24 protein-coding genes are annotated in these 24,432 nt (G+C 70.0%); 13 read left to right on the top strand and 11 right to left on the bottom strand.

What is annotated here, in order from left to right; genetic code table 11:
- Positions 1–198: 198 nt before the first annotated feature.
- On the top strand, positions 199–2,217 hold the full coding sequence (locus LUX31_RS29855) for a glycosyltransferase family 2 protein (protein ID WP_235478403.1): 2,019 nt from the start codon (positions 199–201) through the stop codon (positions 2,215–2,217).
- Entirely contained in the window at positions 2,214–4,151 is a 1,938-nt protein-coding gene (locus LUX31_RS29850; protein WP_235478402.1) for a kelch motif-containing protein, read from the top strand. Before LUX31_RS29855 ends, LUX31_RS29850 begins: the two co-directional genes overlap by 4 nt.
- Positions 4,152–4,410: 259 nt before the next feature.
- Here LUX31_RS29850 and LUX31_RS29845 read toward each other — a convergent pair whose 3' ends face one another.
- Both LUX31_RS29845 and LUX31_RS29840 read right to left on the bottom strand, forming a co-directional pair.
- A complete protein-coding gene (locus LUX31_RS29845; RefSeq protein ID WP_235478401.1) occupies positions 4,411–6,228 on the bottom strand; it encodes a sensor histidine kinase in 1,818 nt (605 codons plus the stop codon).
- Positions 6,225–6,926, bottom strand: coding sequence for a response regulator transcription factor (locus tag LUX31_RS29840; RefSeq protein WP_235478400.1), 702 nt, complete (start codon positions 6,924–6,926; stop codon positions 6,225–6,227). The genes LUX31_RS29845 and LUX31_RS29840 overlap by 4 nt, the downstream gene beginning before the upstream one ends.
- Before the next feature lie 108 nt (positions 6,927–7,034).
- Here LUX31_RS29840 and LUX31_RS29835 point away from each other — a divergent pair, with 108 nt between their 5' ends.
- From LUX31_RS29835 to LUX31_RS29820, 4 genes are read left to right on the top strand one after another with little or no spacing between them, the layout of a single operon-like run.
- The gene (locus tag LUX31_RS29835; RefSeq protein WP_235478399.1) at positions 7,035–8,279 is read left to right on the top strand and encodes a L,D-transpeptidase; all 1,245 of its coding nucleotides are present in this window, start codon (positions 7,035–7,037) and stop codon (positions 8,277–8,279) included.
- Entirely contained in the window at positions 8,246–8,746 is a 501-nt protein-coding gene (locus LUX31_RS29830) for a hypothetical protein (RefSeq protein WP_235478398.1), read from the top strand. The genes LUX31_RS29835 and LUX31_RS29830 overlap by 34 nt, the downstream gene beginning before the upstream one ends.
- A 10-nt stretch (positions 8,747–8,756) precedes the next feature.
- Positions 8,757–9,104, top strand: coding sequence for a hypothetical protein (locus LUX31_RS29825; protein ID WP_235478397.1), 348 nt, complete (start codon positions 8,757–8,759; stop codon positions 9,102–9,104).
- A 6-nt stretch (positions 9,105–9,110) separates the two neighbouring features.
- On the top strand, positions 9,111–9,683 hold the full coding sequence (locus LUX31_RS29820; RefSeq protein WP_235478396.1) for a hypothetical protein: 573 nt from the start codon (positions 9,111–9,113) through the stop codon (positions 9,681–9,683).
- Between the two features lie 83 nt (positions 9,684–9,766).
- On the opposite strand, the gene LUX31_RS29815 is transcribed toward LUX31_RS29820, so the two are convergent.
- The 6 genes from LUX31_RS29815 to LUX31_RS29790 all read right to left on the bottom strand — a co-directional run bounded on the left by LUX31_RS29815 (position 9,767) and on the right by LUX31_RS29790 (position 15,757).
- Positions 9,767–10,798, bottom strand: coding sequence for a glycoside hydrolase family 6 protein (locus LUX31_RS29815; protein WP_235478395.1), 1,032 nt, complete (start codon positions 10,796–10,798; stop codon positions 9,767–9,769).
- 452 nt (positions 10,799–11,250) lie between these two features.
- A complete protein-coding gene (locus tag LUX31_RS29810) occupies positions 11,251–11,922 on the bottom strand; it encodes a class F sortase (RefSeq protein ID WP_235478394.1) in 672 nt (223 codons plus the stop codon).
- Positions 11,923–11,928: 6 nt separating this feature from the next.
- Complete coding sequence (locus LUX31_RS29805) at positions 11,929–12,519, bottom strand: hypothetical protein (protein WP_235478393.1); 591 nt, start codon at positions 12,517–12,519, stop codon at positions 11,929–11,931.
- A 116-nt stretch (positions 12,520–12,635) separates the two neighbouring features.
- On the bottom strand, positions 12,636–13,415 hold the full coding sequence (locus LUX31_RS29800; protein WP_235478392.1) for an HAD-IIA family hydrolase: 780 nt from the start codon (positions 13,413–13,415) through the stop codon (positions 12,636–12,638).
- 122 nt (positions 13,416–13,537) lie between these two features.
- Positions 13,538–14,254, bottom strand: a complete 717-nt coding sequence (locus tag LUX31_RS29795) for a hypothetical protein (RefSeq protein ID WP_235478391.1) — start codon at positions 14,252–14,254, stop codon at positions 13,538–13,540.
- 495 nt (positions 14,255–14,749) lie between these two features.
- The gene (locus tag LUX31_RS29790) at positions 14,750–15,757 is read right to left on the bottom strand and encodes a PIN domain-containing protein (protein ID WP_235478390.1); all 1,008 of its coding nucleotides are present in this window, start codon (positions 15,755–15,757) and stop codon (positions 14,750–14,752) included.
- A gap of 179 nt (positions 15,758–15,936) precedes the next feature.
- On the opposite strand from LUX31_RS29790, the gene LUX31_RS29785 reads away from it, so the two are divergent.
- Positions 15,937–16,398: a hypothetical protein gene (locus tag LUX31_RS29785; protein ID WP_235478389.1), complete on the top strand. Its 462-nt coding sequence runs from the start codon at positions 15,937–15,939 to the stop codon at positions 16,396–16,398.
- 22 nt (positions 16,399–16,420) lie between these two features.
- Here the strand turns inward: LUX31_RS29785 and LUX31_RS29780 are convergent, their stop codons facing one another.
- Complete coding sequence (locus tag LUX31_RS29780; RefSeq protein WP_235478388.1) at positions 16,421–16,612, bottom strand: hypothetical protein; 192 nt, start codon at positions 16,610–16,612, stop codon at positions 16,421–16,423.
- A 555-nt stretch (positions 16,613–17,167) separates the two neighbouring features.
- Here LUX31_RS29780 and LUX31_RS29775 point away from each other — a divergent pair.
- Both LUX31_RS29775 and LUX31_RS29770 read left to right on the top strand, forming a co-directional pair.
- A complete protein-coding gene (locus LUX31_RS29775; RefSeq protein ID WP_235478387.1) occupies positions 17,168–17,374 on the top strand; it encodes a hypothetical protein in 207 nt (68 codons plus the stop codon).
- Positions 17,371–17,940 carry a GNAT family N-acetyltransferase gene (locus LUX31_RS29770; RefSeq protein ID WP_235478386.1) on the top strand — a complete coding sequence of 190 codons (570 nt, stop codon included), beginning with the start codon at positions 17,371–17,373 and terminating at the stop codon, positions 17,938–17,940. Before LUX31_RS29775 ends, LUX31_RS29770 begins: the two co-directional genes overlap by 4 nt.
- Before the next feature lie 235 nt (positions 17,941–18,175).
- Here LUX31_RS29770 and LUX31_RS29765 read toward each other — a convergent pair whose 3' ends face one another.
- Complete coding sequence (locus LUX31_RS29765) at positions 18,176–19,294, bottom strand: ROK family transcriptional regulator (protein ID WP_235480108.1); 1,119 nt, start codon at positions 19,292–19,294, stop codon at positions 18,176–18,178.
- A gap of 86 nt (positions 19,295–19,380) precedes the next feature.
- Here LUX31_RS29765 and LUX31_RS29760 point away from each other — a divergent pair, with 86 nt between their 5' ends.
- The 4 genes from LUX31_RS29760 (at position 19,381) to LUX31_RS29745 (ending at position 23,581) form a co-directional block, all read left to right on the top strand.
- Positions 19,381–20,463, top strand: a complete 1,083-nt coding sequence (locus LUX31_RS29760) for a Gfo/Idh/MocA family oxidoreductase (RefSeq protein WP_235478385.1) — start codon at positions 19,381–19,383, stop codon at positions 20,461–20,463.
- Positions 20,460–21,005 (top strand): heme-degrading domain-containing protein, encoded by a 546-nt coding sequence (locus LUX31_RS29755; RefSeq protein WP_235478384.1) that lies wholly within the window; start codon positions 20,460–20,462, stop codon positions 21,003–21,005. The genes LUX31_RS29760 and LUX31_RS29755 overlap by 4 nt, the downstream gene beginning before the upstream one ends.
- Positions 21,006–21,069: 64 nt before the next feature.
- Positions 21,070–21,933: an LLM class F420-dependent oxidoreductase gene (locus LUX31_RS29750; protein ID WP_235478383.1), complete on the top strand. Its 864-nt coding sequence runs from the start codon at positions 21,070–21,072 to the stop codon at positions 21,931–21,933.
- 166 nt (positions 21,934–22,099) lie between these two features.
- Positions 22,100–23,581 (top strand): condensation domain-containing protein, encoded by a 1,482-nt coding sequence (locus tag LUX31_RS29745; protein ID WP_235478382.1) that lies wholly within the window; start codon positions 22,100–22,102, stop codon positions 23,579–23,581.
- On the opposite strand, the gene LUX31_RS29740 is transcribed toward LUX31_RS29745, so the two are convergent.
- On the bottom strand, positions 23,568–24,425 hold the full coding sequence (locus tag LUX31_RS29740) for a fumarylacetoacetate hydrolase family protein (RefSeq protein ID WP_235478381.1): 858 nt from the start codon (positions 24,423–24,425) through the stop codon (positions 23,568–23,570). The genes LUX31_RS29745 and LUX31_RS29740 overlap by 14 nt on opposite strands.
- Between the last annotated feature and the right edge of the window lie 7 nt (positions 24,426–24,432).

The following is a 24,432-nucleotide window of genomic DNA, read 5'->3' as shown; positions in this document are numbered from 1 at the left end:
CGCGGGGATGGGGCCCCGTTCATGAACAGATGCCGAGGGGGGCATCATGCAACCGGAAGGGCACTGTTCCATGTCTATAGAGTGTGGACGATGTGGCGGCAGTGGTCCATTGCTGATGCGTTTGTGAAGGCCGAGGGGGGCCCAGCAGGCGTTAGGAACCGACAAACACGCGGTGACCTGCGTGTGGGGGGATGACTCATGACGTCGACGCCGACGGGCGCCCGGCAGAACTTCGACGCATCACAGACGACTCAGCTCAGGCTGCCATCACACCGGACCGGGGGCTTCCGCCGCATCAAGAAGAGCTTGCCGAAGTACGACTACGAGCACTACAGCCGGCTGGCCGGACCTCTCACACAACCCGATCCGAACAAGCCCTACACGGTCAAATACCGCTCCCTGCTCTCGCAGGAACCGCACCGCATGCGGGCAGCGCTGATGCTGGGCGCCGCACCACTGCTCTCCGTCGTCCTGCTCGTCTGGCTGCTCCAGCCCGCGCACTGGACCGAACGCGACTACCCGGCCTACGACTTCCTGCCCGCGCTCGACATCGTGATGCTCGTGTCGATCGGCCTGATCGAGCTGTTCCGCTGCCTGAACGTGCTGTCGAACGCGCACGCCACCCTGGTCGCCCGCGACCCCATCCCGGTGGTGCCCGAGACCGGTACGAGAGTGGCCTTCCTCACGTCCTTCGTGCCCGGCAAGGAACCGCTGGAGATGGTGACGAAGACACTCGAAGCCGCGGTCCGGATCCGGCACCGCGGCCTCATGCATGTCTGGCTCCTCGACGAGGGCGACGACGCCGACGTGAAGGCGGTCTGCGAGCGCCTCGGCGTGCACCACTTCTCCCGCAAGGGCGTCGCGAAGTGGAACCAGCCCAAGGGCCCGCACCGCGCCAAGACCAAGCACGGCAACTACAACGCCTGGCTCGACGCGCACGGCGACGACTACGACTTCTTCGCCTCCGTCGACACCGACCACGTGCCGCTGCCCAACTACCTGGAGCGGATGCTCGGCTTCTTCCGCGACCCGAACATCGGCTTCGTCATCGGCCCGCAGGTGTACGGGAACTACGACAACTTCGTCACCAAGGCCGCCGAGTCGCAGCAGTTCCTCTTCCACGCCCTGATCCAGCGGGCCGGCAACCGCTACGGCTCGCCGATGTTCGTGGGGACCAGCAACGCCGTACGCATCAAGGCGCTGAAGCAGATCGGCGGGCTGTACGACTCGATCACCGAGGACATGGCGACCGGCTTCGAGATCCACCGCCACAAGAACCCGGCGACGGGCAAGAAGTGGCGCTCGGTCTACACGCCGGACGTGCTCGCGGTCGGTGAGGGTCCCAGTGCCTGGACGGACTTCTTCACCCAGCAGATGCGCTGGTCGCGCGGGACGTACGAGACGATCCTCACGCAGTACTGGAAGGGCTTCTACTCGCTGCCGCCGAGCAAGCTCTTCAACTACACGATGATGATCATCTTCTACCCGATGTCCGCCCTCAACTGGATCCTGGCGGCGCTGAGTTGTGCGCTGTTCCTGGGTCTCGGCGCCTCGGGTGTGAACATCGACCCGACCGTGTGGCTGATGCTGTACGGCAACGCCTCGGCGCTGCAGATCGGCCTGTACATCTGGAACCGCCGGCACAACGTCTCCCCGCACGAGCCCGAGGGCTCCGGCGGTGTGGCGGGCATGGTCATGTCGGCGCTGTCCGCGCCGCTCTACGCGAAGGCCCTGATCGACTCGGCGCTGCGGCGCAAGAGCAAGTTCGTGGTCACGCCCAAGGGCGACTCGGCGAGCCCGGACCGCTGGTTCGGGACGTTCCGCTACCACTGGTACTTCATCCTGATCTTCGGCGGCTCGATCGGGGCCGGTTTCTACTTCGGGCACTCGCACCCCGCGATGATCATCTGGGCGACGTTCGCCACGACGATCACCGCGACGCCGATCTTCGTCTGGCGGCACATGCTGCGCCAGGAGAAGAAGAAGCTCGCCGCCCGCCCGGCCGGCGAACCGCAGGACGCGGCGCCCGCGCCACAGCCGATCGTGCCCGCCCAGCACGCACCACACGCCCCGCACGCCCCTCACTCCTCCCACACGCCGCGCCCCAAGCCCCAGTGGGCCGCATCGGGCGGGAGCGGCGGGGGCAGCGTAGGGAGCGAGGGCAACGACCAGACCATGCAGATCGCCCTTGGTGGACTTGGGGGACGTAAGGAATGACAGACCGTGCAGGCCGCCGCCGCGCCCGTCGTCTCGCGATAGGCACGGCGGTGGTCCTCGCGTTGGCGGGGATGAACGGGCCGTGGGTGTACCGCTTCAGTACCGAGAAATACCACGACTACAAGATCAACAGACCGGAGTACAAGGCCGAGAACGGCAAGTGGGAGGTGGTGGAATTCCCGGAGGAGTACCGGCAGAACACCATCCACGCGGCCCTGCTGCACACCGGCAAGGTGCTGCTCGTGGCGGGCTCCGGCAACAACGCGGACAACTTCGACGCGAAGAAGTTCGACACCCGCCTCTGGGACCCGGTCAAGGGCACGATCAAGAAGATCGACACGCCGAAGGACCTGTTCTGCACCGGCCACACCCAGCTCGCCAACGGCAATCTGCTGATCGCGGGCGGTACGAAGCGGTACGAGAAGCTGAAGGGTGATGTCACCAAGGCCGGCGGCCTGATGGTGGTGCACAACGAGAACCCGGACAAGCCGATCACGCTGCCCGCGGGCACCAAGTTCACCGGCAAGGAGAACGGCAAGACGTTCGTGTCGAAGGACCCGGTCGTGGTGGAGCGGGCGACGAAGAACTTCGACAAGGCGACGGGCAAGTTCCTGGGCAACTCGCCCGGGCTCGGCCGTATCTACGTGGAGGCGCAGAAGAAGGGCACCAAGTACCAGACCGGTACGCAGGACAACTACCGCGTGCAGGGCCTGTCGGGCGCCGACTCCCGCAACACGTACGGCATCGCCGAGAAGCTCGCCCTGGACAAGAAGGACTTCCAGGGCATCCGGGAGGCCTTCGAGTTCGACCCGGTCGCCGAGAAGTACATCACGGTCGACCCGATGAACGAGGCCCGCTGGTACCCGACGCTGACCACCATGTCGGACGGCAAGATCCTCAGCCTCTCCGGCCTGGACGAGATCGGCCAGCTGGTGCCGGGCAAGAACGAGGTGTACGACCCGAAGACCAAGAAGTGGACGTACACCAAGGGGATCATGCAGTTCCCGACGTACCCGGCGATCTCCCTGATGCAGAACGGCAAGATGTTCTACTCGGGCGCGAACGCGGGCTACGGCCCCGACAACGTCGGCCGTGTCCCCGGCATCTGGGACGTGGGGACCAACAAGTTCACCAAGCTGAAGGGCCTGAGCGACTCCAACATGCTGGAGACGGCGGGCACGGTGCTGCTGCCGCCGGCGCAGGACGAGAAGTACATGGTGATCGGCGGGGGCGGAGTGGGTGAGTCGAGGCTCTCCAGCAAGAAGACCCGCCTGATCGATCTCCTCTCACCCAACCCGGAGTTCACGGACGGCCCGTCCCTGGAGAAGGGCACGCGCTATCCGCAGTACTCGATCCTCCCGGACGACACGGTCATGATCTCGGGCGGCTCGGAGGACTACCGGGGGCGCGGCGACTCCAACATCCTCCAGGCCCATATGTACGACGCGAAGACCGGCAAGCTGAACCGGGTCGCCGATCCGCTGGTGGGCCGGAACTACCACTCGGGCTCGATCCTGCTGCCCGACGGCCGGGTCATGTTCTTCGGCTCGGACTCCCTCTACGCGGACAAGGCCAACACCAAGCCGGGCAAGTTCGAACAGCGCATCGAGATCTACACGCCGCCGTACCTGTACCGCGACGCGCAGCCCTCCCTCACGGGCGGCCCCCAGACGATCGCCCGTGGCGCGTCCGGGACGTTCAAGTCCCAGCACGCGTCCACGATCAAGACGGCCCGTCTGATCCGCCCGAGCGCCTCGACGCACGTGACGGATGTGGACCAGCGGTCGATCGCCCTGGACCTGAAGAAAACGAAGGACAGCGTCACGGTGACGGTTCCGAAGAATCGGAATTTGGTGGAGTCGGGGTGGTACATGCTGTTCGTTACGGATGATCAGGGGACGCCTAGCAAGGCGCAGTGGGTCAAGGTGCCCTAGTACAGGGGTGCGTTGTCGGCTGCGGGCCGGTGGGGGCTGGTCGCGCAGTTCCCCGCGCCCCTGGGTAGGTGATCGGCGCCCCTCGTTGAAAGGGGCGCGCCGAATCGCTTTTAGGGGTGCGTTGTCGGCTGCGGGCCGGTGGGGGGCTGGTCGTGCAGTTCCCCGCGCCCCTTAAAAGCGATCGGCGCCGGTCGCATACCTAGGGGCGCGGGGAACTGCGCGATCGGCCCCCACCGGCCCTCAGCCGACAACGCACCCGTTAGTCCGGCTCACGCACCCGCGGCAGCCGCACCGTGAACACCGCCCCGCTGCCCGGCGTGCTGTCGACCGCCACACTCCCCCCATGCGCCTCGACAAACTGCCGCACGATGGACAACCCGAGCCCACTACCCCCCGTACGCCGACTGCGCGACTTCTCGACCCGCCAGAACCGTTCGAAGACATGGGGCAGGTCAGAAGGGGAAATCCCCGCCCCCGTGTCCCGCACGGTCAGGACAACTTCGTCCGCCATCCGTCGCGCGCCGAGCGTGACCGTTCCGCCCGCCGGAGTGTGCCGCAGCGCGTTGGAGACGAGGTTGCCCAGGACCTGCCGCATCCGCACCGGGTCGGCGTCGATCCAGAGCCCGGGATCGGCATCCGCCCCCAGATACACGGCCCCCGCTTCGGCGCGGCTGCGATGCGCGGCGGCGACCTGGCCGATCAACTCGTCGGCGGCCAGCGGCTCCCGGTGCAGCCGCAAGGTGCCGGCGTCGCCCGCGGAGAGGTCGCGGAGGTCGTCGATGATGTGCTGCAGTTGAAGTGCCTCGTCGTGCAGGGAGGCGATGAGCCCGGGGTCGGGGTCGAGCAGTCCGTCGCGGGTGACCTCCAGCCAGCCGCGGATATTGGTCAGCGGGGTGCGCAGTTCGTGGGCGATGTCGCTGACCATGGCCTTGCGCTGGGCCTCCATCTGTTCCCGGCGGGCGGTCAGGTCGTTGAAGGCGGTGGCCAGGAAGCCTGTCTCGTCCTTGGTGGTGACGGCGACCCGTGCGTGGTGCTGGGGCGGCTGCCGGGCGGCGGCGGTCAGGGCGCGCAGAGGGCGGACGAGACGTACGGCGACGAGGGCGGTCAGGGCGATCGTGACGGCCAGGACGAGACCGGAGACTCCGACGATCTTCGTCTTGTTGGCGGGTGAGAGGTCGAAGCCGGTCCGCTGCTGGTCACGGTCGCCGAGGTAGAGGACCGCCGGCGGGGCGACGTAGGGGTCGAGCTGGGTGCGGCGGGCCGTGTCGATGCAGTTCTGCGTCCGCTCGTCTTCGTACGTCCTGTCGGATATCCCGGGAACGACGTCTTCGCCGAACAGTGTCCGCAGGGAGGGGTCCAGTTTGGGCATCTCCTTGAAGTCGCCCTGGAGGCAGCCGGTCATCAGCTTCCCGAGGGCCACCAGCGCCGTGTGCTCGCTGGGCATCGCCGAGTTGTCCGTCTCGTCGGCGCATCTCGCGACCACGTCCTCCGAGGTGCCGTCGGCGACGGCGACCGTACGACCGCTGGGCATCCGCTCGGTGTGGCCACCGCCGCCGAACCGGGTCAGGCACTTCACCCGCAGTAGCGCCGCCGCGTTCACCTCACTGACCGCGCCGGAGGACAACCGATAGGGCCCCACCGCCCGTGGGTCGATGCCGGCGAGCTGGGCGCCGGGCTGGGTGTAGGTGTCCGTACGCAGCGGGTCGACGGTGGCCGAGGCGCGGGCGGGCAGCGCGGTGCCGGACGCGGCGGAGTCGGCGATGAGCCGTCCGCCCGCGGTGGTCAGGGTGATACGGCGGTCCAGCGTGCGCGAGAGTGTGCGCACGGTGGGCCCTATGCCGTCCCAGTCGGGATGGGCTGCGGCGTAGCCGCTGAGCCGGCGCAGGATGTCGGAGTCGTCGGAGAGCACCTGCCCTCGCTCCTCCTGGATGGCCCGGGTGGTGAGCTGCACGGCCAGCCAGGCGGTGGCGCCGACGGACAGTACGGCGATCGCCACGGAGGTGAGCAGCAGCCGTACCAGCAGGCTCTTGTGCCAGGGGATACGGGCGACGGGTGTCCCGCCGGCCGGGCGGGTCATGCGGGACCCTTTCCGTCCACGAGCTTGTAGCCGACCCCGAACACCGTCAGCAGCCGTGCGGGGGTGCGCGGGTCGGGCTCGATCTTCTTGCGCAGGTTGAGGATGTGCATGTCGATGGCGCGCTCGGTGGAGGCCCGGTCGTGGCCTCGGGTGTGTTCCAGCAACTGGCGGCGCGAGAAGACCCGTTCGGGCTCGGCGGCCATGGCGTTCAGGATGGCGAACTCGCCCGGGGTGCAGCCGACCTCCGCGCCGTCGCAGGTGACCTCGTGCCGTACGGGGTCGACGGTGACGCCCCCGACGCGCAGTACGGGGGATTCCTCCTCGACGGGACGCAGCAGGGTGCGGCGGAGCACGATGCGGATGCGGGCCAGCAGTTCCCGGGGGCTGTACGGCTTCGTCATGTATTCGTCGGCGCCGAGGTCGAGGCCGAGCAGCAGATCGTCCTCGGCGGAGCGGGCCGTGAGCATCAGCACCGGGATGTCCGCGTCCCGGCGCAGGACGCGGCAGACGCCGAACCCGTCGAGGCCGGGCAGCATCACGTCGAGGATCACGAGGTCGGGCCGGCGGTTGCGGGCCTCGTCGAGAGCGGCCCGTCCGTCGAAGACGACGGTGGCCGTATGGCCTTCCCTGACGAGGAGCCGGCGGATCAACTCGGCCTGCATGCCGTCGTCTTCGGCGACCAGAATATATGCGCACACGCAGGTGACCTTAGGTGTGCGGAGGCGTCGTCAGCACGGTGAACAGGCCTCGTGCGGTCCTTCCCACACCCTGACCACTTCCTGATATCCGCGTTCCACGCTGGCCCCATGCACAGCGGAGAAACCACCCATCACACCGGCCCGGCCCGGTCCGCCCTGGCGCTGCTGGCCGTCTCGGTGTGCCTACTGGCCGGCTGCAGCACGGGGACGACGACGTCGGACGCGAAGAACCCCGTCGCGGACCCGGCGAAGACACCCGCTCAGGTCGCCCGGGCGGCGACGGGGCCCCGGCTTGACCTGCACGCCACCGACGGGCAGGAACACGTCCCGGTCACCACCGGAGGCCGGGTCACGGTCGAAGGGGGCACGATCTCCGAGGCGTACCTGTCCACCACGGACGGCCGGGCGGTGCCCGGCGAACGGTCCCCGGACAAGAGGAGCTGGGCTCCCTCGGGCGACCTGAAGCACGGGACGGCCTACCAGCTGACCGCCACGGCCACCGACGCCGGCGGCCACCGCACGACCAGGACCGTGGCGTTCACGACCCTTGCCGAGGCCGACCGGTTCACCGGCACCCACACCCCGGAGGACGGCTCCACGGTGGGCGTGGGCATGCCGGTCTCGTTCACCTTCGACAAGGCGATCACCGACAAGAAGGCCGTCGAGTCCGCCGTGGAGGTCAGTTCCGACAGCGGACAGACGGTCGTGGGCCACTGGTTCGGCGGGCAGCGTCTCGACTTCCGTCCGGAGGACTACTGGAAGACCGACTCCACGGTCACCGTGAGGATCCGCCTCGCCGGGGTGAAGGGGGCCGCCGACGCGTACGGCGAGCAGGACAAGACCCTGCGGTTCAAGGTCGGACGCAGTCAGGTGTCCACCGTGGACGCCGCCGCGCACACCATGAAGGTCGTCCGGGACGGCACCACCGTACGGACCATACCGATCACCGCGGGCGCCGCCTCCTCCCCCACCTGGAACGGACGGATGGTCATCTCCGAGAAGCTGATCTCGACGCGGATGAACGGCGCCACGGTCGGTTTCGCCGGCCAGTACGACATCCCCGACGTCCCGCACGCGATGCGGCTGTCCACCTCGGGCACCTTCATCCACGGCAACTACTGGGGGGACGACTCGGTCTTCGGCCGGTCCAACATCAGCCACGGCTGTGTGGGGCTCAACGACACCAAGGGCGGCGGCGACTCCGGTCAGGACGGCGCCTGGTTCTACGACAACTCCCTCGTCGGCGACGTAGTCGTGGTGAAGAACTCCGACGACAAGGTGATCGCCCCCGACAACGGGCTCAACGGCTGGAACATGCCGTGGGGCGAGTGGACGGCGGGGTCGGCGCGATGAGGCACCGCTTCTCCTCGGTGGGCTCCCGTGTGCCGGTTCCCGTCGCGGTCCTGGTCCTTGCTCTCGCCCTGGCCGGGTGCGGCGGCCCCGGCGCCGACACCGGGGCGGCGGGGGGCGTCGCCCCGGCAGCCGCCGGTGCGCAGGACGTCCGGGCTGTCGCGCCCGTCACGGCTCCCACCGGATCCGGGCCGAACCCGGCAGGCGAGACCGGCGAGATCGGCACGGCCACCAGTTCCCCGGCCCCGAGCCCTTCCGACCCGGCCGAGTTGCCGGGTCTCGGCCCCCGGACGCTCGCCGAGGTCCCCGACAACGCCCGGCAGGTCCTGATCGTCACCGGGAAGGACAAGGACTCCTCGCAGTCGCGGGTGGTGCTGTACGAGCGCCGCACCGCCGACAGCGGCTGGACCGCCGGACGGACCTGGGCCCCAGTTCGGTCCGCTGAAGACGGTCACCCTGATCACCGGTGACCAGGTCACGGTGGACGGTGCCGGAAAAGTCACCGGCGTGGTGCGGGCGGAGGGCCGGGAGCGGATGCCGTTCTCCGTCCAGATGGTCGACGGACACACCCGGGTCGTGCCCGGTGACGCCGAACTGCTGCTGGCGCAGGGCAAGTTGGACGCCCGGCTGTTCGACGTGACCCAGCTGGCCGCCGACGGGTACGACGACGCGGGCCGTACCGACGTACCGCTGATCGTCACGTTCAAAGGCAAGAAGGCGCCCTCGATGACCCCGTTCACCGGGGCCGGGGCGAAGATGGGCCGGGCGCTGCCCGCCGTCAACGGGAAGGCGATGCGGTCCGTCAAGAAGCGCGGCACCGACTTCTAGGACACCGTGACCGATACCGGCGCCGGGCACTACGACAGCGGCGGTGGATCCGCCTCGGCCCAGAGCTCGCTCCAGGTCGACGGCGAGGAGATCCCTCTCAGCTCCTCCCCGGCCGACACCATCACCGAAGTCACTGTTCCCGACCAGGCCGGCACCTACAAGCTGACCCTGGACAACTCCCGTGACCCGGGGCTCTCGTCGGTCAGCACGCGCGTCAGGGCGGAGTGGACCTTCCGCTCAGCCGAGACCCCCGAGGACGAGCCGGCCGCACTGCCGGTGTCGGTGATCCGCTACTCCCCCGAACTGTCCCTGGACAGCACGGCGAAGGCGGGCGAGCGGTTCGAGGTGCCCTTCACCATCGAGGGCGCGGCGGCCGGCCAACAGCCCGCGAAGCTCGCCTTCGAGGTCTCCTACGACGAAGGCGCCACCTGGCAGTCGGCCGAGGCCGTCGACGGCACCCATCTGTCGCTGGAGCACCCGGCCGAGCCCGGCTCCGTCTCCCTGCGGGCCGAGCTGACCGACGACTCGGGCAACACGCTGGTCCAGACGATCGAGCGCGCCTACCTCACCACCAAGTGATCTGACGCATTTCTCTCAACGGGTCTTGCCCGGGGCGGTGTTCGACCACCGCCCCCGGGCAAGAACGTCTCACCCGGTCGTGGTCAGCTGCTCGCTTTCGCGAGCTTCAGCGCGTAATCGACCCACCATTGCCCGGCCTTGGGCCCGCCCTTGCACTCCCCGTCGGACTCCCCGGGCCGCTTCACCCACAGATAGGCGTCCACCAACGGATCGGCCGTCTTCACGGTCGGGGTCTCGCCCAGCGAACGCCCGGGCGGATTGCACCAGTTCTCGTCCGCCTTGCCCCCGGTGTAGGGCCCGTTCCCATTGCGGGACGTGTCAACGACGAAGTGCTTGCCGTTCACCTTCGCCGACAACTCCTTGCCGTACGCGATGGATTCGGCGGTCGAGTAGAAGTTGGACACGTTGACGGAGAACCCGTCGGCCTTCTCGATCCCGGCCCACTGGAGCGGCTCGAAGATCTGGTCGGGGTGTCCCCATCCCGCGTTCCCCGCGTCCAGATACACCTTCGTGTTCTTCAGCGCGGACAGGGTGTCGATCGCCCCGCTCAGCAGGTCGTACCGCTCCTCGTGGAACTCGTCCTGGGTGCAGCCGTCCACGAGGTGGAGGACCGCGTCCGGTTCGAGGATCACCGTGGCCGCGCGGTCGCCGATGCCCTTGGCGACGCCGTCGATCCAGGCGCGGTAGCTGTCGCCGTCGGCGGCGCCTCCGCTGGAGTACTGGCCGCAGTCGCGGTGCGGGATGTTGTAGAGGACGAGGAGTGCGGAGCGGTCCGCCTTCTGCGCGGCCTCCGTGAAGCCTCTGGCCTCCGCTTCCGGGTTCTCCGGGCTGATCCACTCGCCGGTGGGCTGCTCGGCGATCTTCCGGATCTGCTCGGCGTCCGCGGTCTTGTCCTGCTTGACGTACGTGGCGACCTGTTCCGCCGCGTTGCCGTCCGGGTTCACCCAGAACGGGTTGGTGCCCTTGGGCTGTTGGGTGATCAGGGCTTCCGGTTCCTTGGCCGGCTCGTCGCCGTCCCCGTTGTCCGAGGACGAGGAACAACTGGTGAGCAGCAGTGCCGCCCCCAGCACCGCCATGGACGCCCTCCCCCAGGACGCCCCCTTACTGCCGAACATCGAACTCCCCCTCGGGTGCACTGTCCTGGTCCCCCCTGGATGCAGTGGCGTAAGCCTCAATCCTGACATACACGGCCGGGGCCCACGAGTTCACCAGTACCTTGTCGGCTAGCTGTTACACCCTGTTCGGTCATGGTCGGAGCACGACCACCGAAGGCCGGAACACCAGCAGCGGCACAGGGCATAGAACTATCTACGACCTGCGTCGATAACACAGAGCCACGGACCGGGACTTGGCGTCATTCCCCCTCTAGGCCTGGGCGCACATCCGTTCTACAGTCGTCTCAGACGGCCCCAGCCCCGGCCAATGCTTCACCGTCCGCAAGTGAGGGGCGGCACCGAACCTCCCGCGCCGGTCGCCGGGTTACTCCCGCAGCCCGTGCGCGCGCGGTCGAGGACCAGCCCGGTCGACGGCTCTGGGGGGAGCGGGTCGTCGGCCGGGCAGGGCGGGGTCAGACGGCCGCGCCGGTGAGGTACGCCGACACGATCACGTTCGACGTGTAGGTACGGGTGGCGTGGTCGAACGTACCGCCGCAGGTGATGAGCCGGAGTTCCGCGCGGCCCGACTGCCGGGTGCCGTACGCCTGTCGGGCGTCGAAGCTGTCGCGGTGCAGGACCCGTACGTCGTCGACGGTGAACTCGGCGACCTTGCCGTCGGCGCGGGCGACCCGGATCGTCGCGCCCGGGCGCAGGGTGCTGACCTTGTAGAAGACGGCGGGCCTGGTCTCGGTGTCGACGTGTCCGACGAGGAGGGCGGTGCCGACGGCGCCTGGCCGGGTGCCGGAGCCGTACCAGCCCACGACGCCCGCCTGGTCGAAGGGCGGCGGGTCGACCGCCCCGAGCCGGTCGAGGCCGCGGGCCACCACCGGGGCCTGCACGCCCAGTTGGGGTATGTCGACGCGCTGCGGCAGGGCGCCGCTCAACGGCTGGTGCGCGGGCGGGAGTTCGGGGTCCGGGGGGCGGCCGACCGCGGCGATGTCACCGGTGGTCGGCGTGGCTGTGCCATGGCGTACGTCGGTCACCTCGCGGCCCCACAGCCACAGCCCGAGGAGCAGCAGGGCCCAGGCCACGCCGGTGGTGAGCCGCCCGGTGCCGGAGGACCGTACACGGTCGTCGTCGGACATGGCGGTTCAGTCCCTCCCACGGCCCCGGCGGACACTGCGCACCGCCACGACGACCGCCGCCACACCGGCGAGGACCAGCCCGACCACGGCCTGCCGGGTACCGGGACCGGCACCCCGCGCGTCGGCGGCCAGCTCGTCGGCCGCGCCACCGCCACCGGCGGGCACGGGGGCGACGGGCGAGGCGGGAGCGGGAGCGGAGGCAGCCACGGAGGGCTTCGCGGGCTTCTTGGACGCCTCAGGTGTGTTGGACGACTTTTCGGTGACGGCGATCGTGCCCTTCACCTTGCCGTTCTGCCCGTCGCAGCCGACGGTGACGTTGTACGTGCCCGGGACCAGCGAGGAGCGGACGCGGGACCCGCCGACGAGCGCCCCGCCCTGCCCCTCCCCCGCGAGCAGCACATCGGCGACGAACGCCTCCGACTTCGCGGTCCCCGTCTTCCCCGTACAGCCGCGCACGACCAGCCGTACGTCGCTGCCGGGGGCCGGGGACGCCGGGGTCACCGTGACGCCCCCGTCGGCGGCGTACGCCAGGGTGGCAGGGGTGAGCGCGGCGGCGACCGCGACGCCGGCACAGAGAGTGATCCGCATGGAACCCATCGTGAACCTCCAGACACCTGGAGACTCCTCCTCCGGACGCCGGTTCGCATCTCCGGAGCGGGTACGACTGCTCCGTACGGGTGCCGAAGGGTTTGAGGGCGTGCCTGAGGGCGGGCTCAAATACGGTCGACGAGGTCCGCGATGGAGTCGACGATCTCGGACGGGCGGTACGGGAAGTTCTCGACCTGGTCGGGTCCGGTCAGGCCGGTGAGCACCAGGAAGGTCCGCATCCCGGCCTCGATGCCGGCCAGGACGTCGGTGTCCATCCGGTCGCCGATCATCGCGCTGGTCTCGGAGTGGGCGCCGATCGCGTTCAGGCCGGTGCGCATCATGAGGGGGTTCGGCTTGCCCGCGAAGTACGGCTTCCTGCCGGTCGCCTTGGTGATCAGCGCGGCCACGGCACCGGTCGCGGGGAGCGGGCCCTCGGCGGAGGGGCCGGTCTCGTCCGGGTTGGTGGCGATGAAACGGGCGCCGCCCTCGATCAGGCGTACGGCCTTGGTCATGGCCTCGAAGGAGTACGTACGGGTCTCGCCGAGGACGACGTAGTCGGGCTCGTGGTCGGTGAGGATGTAGCCGATGTCGTGCAGGGCGGTGGTCAGGCCGGCCTCGCCGATGACGTACGCCGTGCCGCCGGGGCGCTGGTCGTCGAGGAACTTGGCGGTGGCGAGCGCCGAGGTCCAGATGTTGTCGACGGGCACCTCCAGGCCCATGCGGCGCAGCCGGGCGTGCAGGTCGCGCGGGGTGTAGATCGAGTTGTTGGTGAGCACCAGGAAGGGCTTGCCCGACTCGCGCAGCTTCTTGATGAAGGCGTCGGCGCCGGGGATCGGCACGCCCTCGTGAATGAGCACACCGTCCATGTCGGTGAGCCACGAGTCGATGGGCTTGCGGTCTGCCATGTCCGGTCTCCTGCTCCTGCACTGCGTTGCTTCGCGCTGCGTTTCCTGCGCTGCCGTACACGCGTACGAGATGCCGCGTGGGCCCAGCCTGTCACAGCCCGGATCTTGAGGGAATGGCCGGTTTACGTCCGCCCCGCCCCGCGGACCCGGGCGAGCAGCAGGACTCCGCCGCCGGTCAGCAGGAGCGCGAGCGCGATGCCCGCGAGGCGGATACCGGCGGCGCGGCGCCCGGTACCGGCGAGCTCACCGTCGTACGGCGAGGCGGACTGTGCGCCGGGGACTGTCGTCTCCGCCTCCGCCGGTCCGGGGGCGACGACCCTGAACCGGTAGTCGTTGGACTGCCCGACCCAGTCGCCGTCATCGGCGTGCCGCTGGACGACGGCGGCGTTGGCGACGACGTCGTTGGCCACGGCCCCGGCACGGATCGCGAGCCGCACCTTCACGGAGAGAGTCCGCCCGGGCCCGACGGTGAACCCGGGAAACCCGTCCCCGTCGAAGACCCCGATGGTCTCGTCGGCGTCGGTGACCTCGAACCGCACGGGGTAGGGGCGGGCGCGCTTCCCGTCGTAGAACTCCAGCCGCGCCTGAGCCGGCGTCAGGGCGCGACGCTTGTCGACGAGTACGAGGACGGGGTGGATGTCCGTGCAGGGGTGAGCGGTGTTGTTGGTGAGGTCGAGCCGCCAGGTCCGGTGTTGACCACCGGCTTCGTAGGCGGCGGGGCCGCCTTGGATGCGGGTGGTGAGGGGGAAGGTGCGGTCGGTGGGGGTGGTGGCGGCGCAGGTGGCCGCGTGGGCGGGGCCGGCGGACAGGCCTCCGGGCACGACAAGAAGGACAGTCACGATCACACAGGTACACAGTCGCATGAACACATGACCATGCCGGGGCAACGGTGTCAGCGGACGGCACCGCTCCGAACGACCGCACGAATGCGCCTGATCGGCGCAGGGGCTTTGAGTGTTTGGCTGCGGCCCGGTGGGGGCTGGTCGCGCAGTTCCCCGCGCCCCTAGGGGGCGCCCCGGGCTACCGGAGTTGAGGTGCCGTGAACGAACGGCGAACCAGGTGGCAAGTAACCCGCGAGTAGCCTTCCGGGCTCACTGCCGCAGTAAATCCGGCGTTTCGTTACTCACCACCTGGCCATAGCTACGAGCACTGGACATGGTCCGGCCGCTCACGCGGGCAAAGTGAAGGTGGCGTCCGCATCCGGAATGGCCTGTGTCAACGTGACCGTGCTGCGGGTCCAGCACCGCCTCTGAGTACGGCGAAGGGTGGGCCAGCAGGTAATGGCTGGCCCACCCGGGGCCTGGGCGGTTCGTCCCACGGGCGCGGGCGCCGGGTTACCGGCCACCGAGGCGGCCGACCTGCCAGTGCCCCCGGCCTGTGACGTCCACGAACATCGCGTGGGCGGTCAGCACGTCCAGGACGGCCGCCATCCGCCCGGTGTGCCCGGCACCGGGGATGGCCTCGCCCAGGCGCTCCACGATCGCCGTGCGGGTCAGGGGCTCCCGGGCCCTGACCAGCGTCCGGGCGACCCGGTGCAGCAGTGTGTCGCCGGGCGTCCCCAGCTCCGCCTGCCGCCACAGGTCCTCACCCCGCGTGTGCCGCGCGGTGAGCGCGGCCATCTGCGTCGAGGCGCGCTCCAGCATCACAGGCAGCACCGGCTGCCGCTTCGAGGGGACGCGCGGGCGCTGCCGGCGCCGCCAGTACAGTGCCCCGATCGCCACCGTGCCCACCAACGCCGCGACCGCCAGCCGCTTCGGATCGCCGAGCCGTGCCGCCGCGCCGGCCAAGTTGCCGGTCAGGTTCGCCAAGGCACTGGTCTGCCGCTCCAGGTCGGCCATCCGACCCTCCGTCACCCCCACGTCCCCCAGAGCCGAGCGCAGGGCGACCCAGTTGTCGACCGCGAGCCCGCTGTCGACCAGGTCCGGGTCGGTCCCGATGATGACCACCGGGGCGATCACCCCGGCCAGCAGCAGCATCGGCACGTCGGAGGCGTCCCGTCCCGCGAGGACGTCAGCCTCCGGGGTCATCGGCAGGCCGGAGGTGTCCACGACGTACAGGACGGGAGCGTACCGGGACTGCCACAGCTCCAGTGCCCGCCCCAGGTCGAACTGGCCGCCCTCGTGGTGCCGGTCGGCCAGCACGCGTGGCACCTCCTCCCACACGTGAACCGGGATCAGGCACCGCACGGTCCCCGCCCGCGCCCCGGCGACGAATGACGACGGGTCCCGCCGCCGGGTGGCCGCGACGATGTCCGTGGTCAATACGGAGGTGTCCAGCAGCACGCGACGCAGCGGCCCGCGTTGGTACAGGGTGCGCCGTCCGGCCGGCACCAGCTCGCTCATCCGCGCATCGTAGTGCGGGCGTTGATCGGCCGACGCGGAATTTCGGCGCGGTGCGCGGGCTGAACCGACCGCACTGCGTCGAGGAGAGCGCCGCGTCCCCGCCCGTTCCGTGGTTCCCGGACAAGCTCCCCATATCCGGAGTCCAGATGAGGGCCGATCTCGGGTGAACAGGGCGAATCATGCCAGACAGCCTGAAGGCGGTCGAAGGGGGCTTCATCCCGGCGGCGCCGGCCGGGCCCGAGGATTACGACGCCGCGACCCGGGCCGTGCAGGAGCACATCGACCACCGGGCCGTGCGCACCGTCGCCGACGGCCGCTCGGAACGGACCCGCAGCGGCTACCCCCAGGAGTGGGCGAGCTGGACAAAGTTCTGCAACGAGAGCGGCGTGCCGCTGCTCGCCGTCACCCCGGGCGCGATGGTGATGTTCGTCGAGTGGCTGTGGACCCGGGCCGGGTCGAAGACGGGAACCTTCACCGCGCCGTCCACCATCGACCCCCGCATCTCCGCGGGCGTATCGACGAGTTCTTGCCCAGGTCCACGCGCACGGGCACGTACACGCAACGGAGCCCCAGCGGCTGCGGTCGAGGCAGCTGCCAGGCCTCCGACGTCGTCCAGGCCCAAGCACGGGGGATGGCGCTGAACGACGTTCCCGGAGAGGTCGGTTACTGGACGCCCGCCAGCTTGGCGAGGAAGTCCGCGTTCGCCGTCACGTCGTGGCCGAGGACGATCTGGTGGTGCGGGAGCCTGGCGAGCCGGTCGGCGACGGTGGCACGGGCGATGTCGTCCCCGCCGCCGTTGATACCGGGTGCGAGGCCGAAGTGGTCCGGGTAACGGTCCTCCGTGGCACCGCTCATGAAGTCGTCCTCGCCAAGGGCGCAGTCGCCGTCGACCACGGCCGGGACGGCGGAGGGGTCGATGCGGGGGAACAGCAGATCCGCCGCGCTCCCGCCGGCGCGGGTGATCCGGCCTCAAGATCGGGGCATGACGGAGACGGGAGCGGCACGGTCTCCGCACCCCTGTCGACACACGGATGCTGCCACCGGAGCCCGGTATGGCCGACCGTCGCCATAGCCCCAACGTCCAACTGCGCGCCGTGCGCGTGGACGAATTCCAGATGTCTCGCCAGGAGTTCGCGAAACGCATCGTCGAAGTGGATACCTCGCTGGGCGAGGCGGTCGGGTGCAACGCACGGTTGGTGGCCGCATGGGAGCAACAGCACTGTCCATACCACCGGCCGCCGGCACGTACGGGCTGGAGCAGGAGGGTGGCTGGGTGGAACGGCGCACGTTCCTGCTGGACGGCGCATGCGCGGTCCTGTCTCTGCGTCTCGGTGCCGAGAAACAGACGCCGGGACGGCGTTCGCCCGAAACCGCGCTCTGTACACCGCCGACATCGCCATCCAGCATTCGGTGAGGGAGCGACCCGAGCCGGAGGCAGCCGCCGAGGCCGCGGGCCGACTCCTGCAGTTTCTCCCCGAAGTGCGTTCCGACCGGCTGCTGCAATCGCTGCACAGCGTCGCGGGCGCGCTCCAGCGGCACAACCGCGTCCCCGCGGTCGCGAGCTGGATCGAGGAGTACCGCACCACCACCACCGCCACCGGAGGAGGACGGCCGTGACCCCGAGCACCCGCACAGACGTCGTGATCCGCACCTACGGGACCGGCCAGGTCCCGCCCCTGCTCGACACCATCGCCGACATCTGGGCCGACGCTCACCCCGAACTCGTCAACACCCCGGGCGCATCCACCGACGGCCTGTCCGCCGCCGCGCTGCGCCGCCAGGTCGTCGGCCACCTCCGGCACGAGGGCTTCACCCTGGTCGCCGCGTACGCGCACGGCACGATGGTGGGATTCGGCTACGCGTTCCCATGCACGCCGGAATATTGGTACGGGCCCACCCTGTTGCCGGACATCCCCGAGCACGTCCGCGCAGGCCGTCTCATGGGGCTGTGCGAACTGGCCGTCAGTCCCTCGTGGCAGTCCCAGGGCATCGGCTCACGGCTGCACGCCGAGCTGCTCAAGGCCATCAACCCCGAGTGGTCCTCCCTGTTGGTCCGCCCTGACAACACCGGCGGTCGCGGTCTGTACGACCGGCTCGGGTACGAGTACGCCGGCCCGTACCGCAACAGCGCCGACGGCCCGGAGTATGACCTGCTCCTTCTCCGGGTCCACCCCGCCGCCTGACCGATACCGGGGGTGGCGGGCGACCAGCCCCCACCGGCCCGTCCTTCAGGGACGCGGGAAACTCCGCGATCACCCCCACCGGCCGCTTTTAGGGACGCGGGAAACTCCGCGATCACCCTCACCGGCCGCTTTTAGGGGCGCGGGAAACTCCGCGACCAGCCCCCACCGGCCGCTTTTAGGGGCGCGGGAAACTCCGCGACCAGCCCCCACCGGCCCGCACCCAACCAACAACCCCCTAGTCGGCCCGCCCGAACAGCGGCGCAAGGAGCAACTGGGCCGCCCCCACCGCAACCCCCCGCACCCCACCAGAAGCAACCCCCACAGGCACCGCCACCTCCACCCCCTCCCGCCGAGCCCGCTCGGCGACAACCGCCGCGACCCCCCGCACAAAACGCTCCGGATCCGCAGCCACCGTGCGACCCCCCAACAGCACCCGGTCGATATCAAGCAGCCCCACCAGATTCGCCGCCCCAGCCCCCAACACACGCGCCGCCTCGTCCAGCTCCCCCCGAGCCACCGCCCCCAGACACAGCGCCTCAATGCACCCCCGGTCCCCGCACCCGCACAGTGGTCCGTCCAACTGGATGACCTGGTGGCCGAACTCACCCGCGCCCGTCCGCGCCCCCCGGTGCAACGCCCCGCCGATCACCAGCCCCGCCCCGAGCCCCGTACCGAGGTGCAGGTACGCGAAGGAGCCGTCCTCGCCCCCGACCGCCAGCCCAAGCGCCGCCGCGTTGGTGTCCTTGTCTACGGCCACCGGCACCCCGAGCCGCCCCGCCAGCTCATCCCGTAGCGGGAATCCGTCCCACTCGGGGAATCCCGTCACCCGGTGTAGTACGCCCCGCGCGTGGTCCAGCGGGCCCGGGAGCGCGACGCCGACCCCCAGGACGTCCTCCGGACCGCCGTCGAGCAGCGCCTCCACCTCCCTGGCCACCCTCTCCACCACCACGTCCGCACCCGCGCCGAGGTCCAGCGGGGACAGCCGCTCCGCCACCACCGCGCCCGTGAGGTCGACCAGCAGGGTCCGTACCTCGTCACGGTCCAGGTGGACGCCGATCGCGTGCCCCGCCCCTGGGACCAGGCGCAGCACCGTGCGCGGCTTGCCGCCCGTCGACGCGCGGTGGCCCGCTTCCGCGGCCAGGCCCTCCGTACGCAGCCGGGCGGTGATCTTGCTGACCGCCTGGGGGGTGAGACCGGTGCGCTCGGCCAGTTCGAGGCGGCTGATGCCGTCCGGGCCCGCCGTCCGGAGCAGGTCGAGCACCAGCGCGGTGTTGTGACTGCGCAGGGCCAGCAGATTCGCCCCGGGAGCCGTGGCGATGCCTGTGGTGCCGGTGGTGCCTGTGGTGCCGGTGATGGCCGTGGCTGCGGCACTCGTCCTGTTCACAGAACCATTCTCCCCGCTGCTTGCACTTTGGCAACAGCGTTGCCAAAGTGGACACCATGACTGGTACGACTGGCACTCCCCTGCGCATCGGCCTCGTCGGCTACGGCCTCGCGGGCTCCGTCTTCCACGCCCCGCTGATCGCCGCCACCGAGGGCCTCGTCCTCGACACGGTCGTCACCGCCAACCCCGAGCGGCAGGCCCAGGCCCGCGCCGGTTTCCCGGACGTACGGATCGCCGCGACGCCCGAAGACCTGTTCGCCCGCGCCGCCGAGCTGGACCTGGTCGTCATCGCGTCCCCGAACAAGACGCACGTACCCCTGGCGACCACCGCCCTCAAGGCAGGCCTCCCCGTCGTGGTCGACAAGCCGGTCGCGGGCACGGCCGCCGAGGCGCGTGAGCTGGCCGCCCTCGCCGACCAGCAGGGACTGCTCCTCTCCGTCTTCCAGAACCGCCGCTGGGATCATGACTTCCGGACGCTCCGCAAGCTGATCGCCGAGGGCGAGCTGGGTGACGTGTGGCGGTTCGAGTCGCGGTTCGAGCGGTGGCGGCCCCAGACCAAGGGTGGCTGGCGCGAGTCCGGCGATCCGGCGGAGATCGGCGGGCTCCTGTACGACCTGGGCAGTCATGTCGTCGACCAGGCTCTCGTCCTCTTCGGACCCGTCGACTCCGTCTACGCCGAGACGGACATCCGCCGCGAGGGCGCCGAGACCGACGACGACACGTTCATCGCGCTCACCCACACGAGCGGTGTCCGCAGTCATCTGTACGTGTCGGCGACCACCGCGCAACTCGGGCCGCGCTTCCGGGTGTTGGGCTCGCGCGCCGGATACGTGAAGTACGGCCTCGATCCGCAGGAGGACACCCTGAAGGCGGGCGGGGGCCCTGGTGACGCCGGTTGGGGGCTCGAACCCGAGAGCATGTGGGGGCGGGTCGGGGCCGGCGAGTCCCCGCTCACGGGTGGCGGGCGGCCGGAGCCGACGCTGCCCGGCTCGTACGAGAAGTACTACTCGGCGATCGCCGCCGCCCTGCGCGACGGTGGCCCCAACCCGGTGACCGCCCTGGAGGCGGCTGCCGCCCTCGACGTACTGGAAGCGGCCCGGCGTTCCGCGAACGAGAAGGTGACGGTGACCCTGCGATGACCAGCCACAGCCACAGCCAGAAGGCCGGCGGGCACAAGGCGGGCGGACAGCCCTCGCTCGGGCCGCGCATCGCACCCGAACTCACCCCGAGCGTCGAGGAACTCGAAGCGCAGGAACGGCACTTGGTGTTCCGGCAGTTCGGTCACGAGGACGCGTGGGCGCTGGGTTCGCTGCTGGTGGAGCTGGCGCGGGAGCGGCAGGCGCCGGTGGCGATCGACATCCACCGGGCCGGTCAGCAGCTCTTCCACGCCGCTCTGCCCGGCTCGACCCCCGACAACGACGCCTGGATCGACCGCAAGCGCCGGGTCGTGGCGCGCTACGGCGCCTCCTCCTACCTGGTGGGCGCCCGGTTCCGCGCCAAGGGCACGACGTTCGAGGACGACTCGCGCCTCGACCCGGACGTCTATGCGGCCCATGGCGGCTCCTTCCCGATCACCGTCGAGGGCGTGGGTGTCATCGGGTCGGTGACGGTGTCCGGGCTGCCCCAACTCCAGGACCACCGGCTGGTGGTGGAGGCACTGGAGACGTTCCTCAAGGTGTAGCCACGGTGCAGCGGAGCTCGTGCGTCGGGAATTATCCCGAGGGAGCCTCCGGTTGGGACTGCACATGACGTCATTGAAGGAAACCCTCGGGCGGTACGGCATCTGGAGCGGCGGGCTGCGCGCGGAGGACCCCGACGGGCTCACCGAACGGGCGGAGGCCACCGCCGAACTGGAGGAACTGGGCTTCGGCGCCCTCTGGTTGGGCGGCAGCCCGGGCGTACGGCACGCCGTTCCGCTCGTCGAGGCGACCTCGCGGCTCGTCGTGGCGACCGGCATCCAGAGCATCTGGCAGTACGGGGCCACCGAAACGGCGTCCGAGGCCGCGGAGTTGGAGGCAGCCCACCCCGGCCGCTTCCTGCTCGGCCTCGGCGTGAGCCACGCCCCGCTGACGGAGCGGTACCGCCGCCCGTACGCCACGATGGTCGAGTACCTGGACGCCCTGGACGCGGCCGGACACCCCGCCGAACGCCGGGTGCTGGCCGCGCTGGGCCCGAAGATGCTGAGGCTCTCCCGGGACCGCGCGGCCGGCTCGCACCCGTACCTCGTGACCCCCGAACACACCGCCCAGGCCCGCGAGGCGCTGGGCGAACTCCCGCTGCTGGCACCGGAGTTGAAGGTGGTCCTGGACTCGGACCCGGACCGGGCCCGCGCGACCGCCCGCGACTACCTCTCCATGTACCTGGGACTGCCGAACTACACCAACAATTTCCTGCGCATCGGCTTCACGGAGAGCGACTTCACGGACGGCGGCAGCGACCGGCTGATCGACGCGGTGTACGCCTGGGGCGACGACGACCGGATCCGCGGCCGGATCGACGCCTTCCTCACCGCGGGCGCGGACCACGTCACCCTCCAAGTCGTCGAGGACCGACCCCGGGACGTCCTCCCCCGCGACGGCTGGCGCCGCCTGGCCGACCTCCTGAAGTAACCGGGAGGGACGTGAGAGAGACGTAAGGGACTGAAGGGTGACTGGAGGGGATCTGCCCAACCCTGAAGCGGTGGCGTTTCCTCCGGATGTCTCCGGTCGTTGGTCTGCACGTGTCATCGGGCGAGAGCCAGGAGCCCGGGGACACGCATGCGAACGGAGAAGTCCCGTGCGAATCACCGATATCCAGCGTTGCGAGATCCGGCCCGGACGGCTCGTGACCTGGACCCTGCATCCGACGACCGTCGAGACCGTGGCCGGGCTGCCCGAGGATGCCCGCCCACCCGCGTACGTACAGGAGGCCCACGTCCGGACCGCACGATCGGTGCGCGAGGACGGCCTGTTCGTACCGACCTGGCTCGGCACGGCCTTCGACATCCCCGGGCGGGTCGATCTCGACGTCCTCCAGGGCGCGTTGCGGGCCTGGACGCTGCGCCACGAGACCCTGCGCAGCGGCTTCCGCTGGGCGGACGGCCCCGACGAGCTGCGGCGCTTCACCCTCTCCCCCGAGGCCGTCGTCCTGCACCGCGAGGATGTCGGCGACTTCCAGGACGGGGCGGCACTCCCGCGCTATCTGCAGGACCGGTTCGACATCGCGGCGGACGCGCTGACCTGGCCGAACTTCATCTACAGCGCGGTCGTCAGGGACGACAGCACCAGCGTCTACATGGCGTTCGACCACACCAACGTCGACTCGTACTCGATCTGTCGCATCCCCGCCGAGATCCACCAGCTCTACACGGCCGGCCTCGACGGCAGGACGGTGGACTCGGCGCCGGTCGCCAGTTACGTCGACTTCTGCGCGACCGAACGTACACACGCCGACGGGATCGACGAGACGCACGCGATCGTCGCCGACTGGCGGAAGTTCATCGCCCGCTGCGACGGCAAGCTGCCCAACTTCCCCGTCGACCTCGGCCTCGACCCCGAAGGGCCGCTGCCCACCCAGAAGTTGATGCAGGAGTGGCTCACGGACGACGCGGACGCGGCGGCCTTCGAGGCGTACTGCCGTCCGTACGGCGGCAGCATGATCGGCATCCTCGCGGCCACCGCGCTCATCGTGCGCGAGATCAGCGGCGTACAGGTCTACCGCACGGTCGTGCCCTTCCACACCCGGGCCAGGTCGGAGTGGTCGGACTCGGTGGGCTGGTACGTGGGCGGCGCGCCGATCGAGATCCCGGTGGGCCAGGTGTCGGACTTCGACGGCGCCCTTGACCTGGTCCGCACCGCACTGCGGGCGAAACGGCCCCTGTCGAGGATGCCCATCGCCCGCGTACTGAAGCTCCTGGGCTCCGACTTCCGGCCCACCTCACCGGACCTGTACTCGATCGTCTCCTTCGTGGACACACGTGCCGTACCGGGCTCGGAACACTGGCAGAACCTCAACGCGTACGGCCTGATCCGGGTGTCCTACGGCGACCAGGTCTGCGCCTGGACCACCCGCCTCCACGAGGGCCTCCAGTTCGCGGCCCGCTACCCCGACACGGACATCGCAGAGAAGAACATGCGGTTGTACGTCAGCCGGCTGAAGGACCTGATCATCTCAACGGCGGCGCGGCAGGCACCTTTTAGGGGCGCGGGGAACTGCGCGATCAGCCCCCACCGGCGCGCGGCCGACAACCAACCCACAGGAACCCTCACGCGTCCTTGAACTCCTGCCGCTGACGCCCGAGCCCCTCGATCTCCAGCTCCACCACATCCCCAGCCCGCAGGAACGGCTTAGGCTCGGGCGCCCCCAACGCAACCCCCGCCGGCGTCCCCGTATTGATCACATCCCCCGGATACAAGGTCATGAACTGACTGACATACCGCACAACTTCGGCAACGCCGAAAATCTGCTCCGCAGTCGTCCCGTCCTGCTTCAACTCCCCGTTCACCCACAACCGCAGAGCCAACCCCTGCGGATCCCCCACCTCGTCCGAGGTGACAAGCCACGGCCCCAGCGGGTTGAACGTCTCGCAGTTCTTCCCCTTGTCCCACGTCCCGCCCCGCTCCAGCTGGAACTCCCGCTCGGACACGTCGTGCGCGACCGCGTACCCGGCGACATGCGCGAGCGCCTCCTCGTGCGAGCCGAGGTAGCGGGCCGTACGTCCGATGACAACCGCCAGCTCGACCTCCCAGTCGGTCTTCGTCGAGGCGCGCGGCACGAGCACCGTGTCGTACGGCCCGACGACCGTGTCCGCCGCCTTGAAGAAGATCACCGGCTCGGCGGGCGGCTCGGCGCCGGTCTCGCGGGCGTGGTCGTGGTAGTTGAGCCCGATGCACACGACCTTGCCGATGCCGGTCAGCGGCGGCCCGATCCGCAGCCCGGTGGCGTCCAGCGCGGGCAGCTCACCGGCGTCGGCGGCGGCCCGGATCCGGCCGAGCGCCGCGTCGTCGGCGAGCAGCGGCCCGTCGATGTCCGGGACGACCCCCGAGAGGTCCCGCAGGGTTCCCTCGGCGTCGAGCAGCGCGGGCCGCTCCGCACCCGCCGTACCGACTCGCAGCAGCTTCATGTCGCTC

Origin of the sequence: Streptomyces sp. GQFP (assembly GCF_021545335.1) — a bacterium.
Lineage (GTDB): Bacteria > Actinomycetota > Actinomycetes > Streptomycetales > Streptomycetaceae > Streptomyces.
The sequence above is the reverse complement of the archived record's forward strand: the minus strand, read 5'-3'. Positions and strand labels throughout refer to the sequence as shown.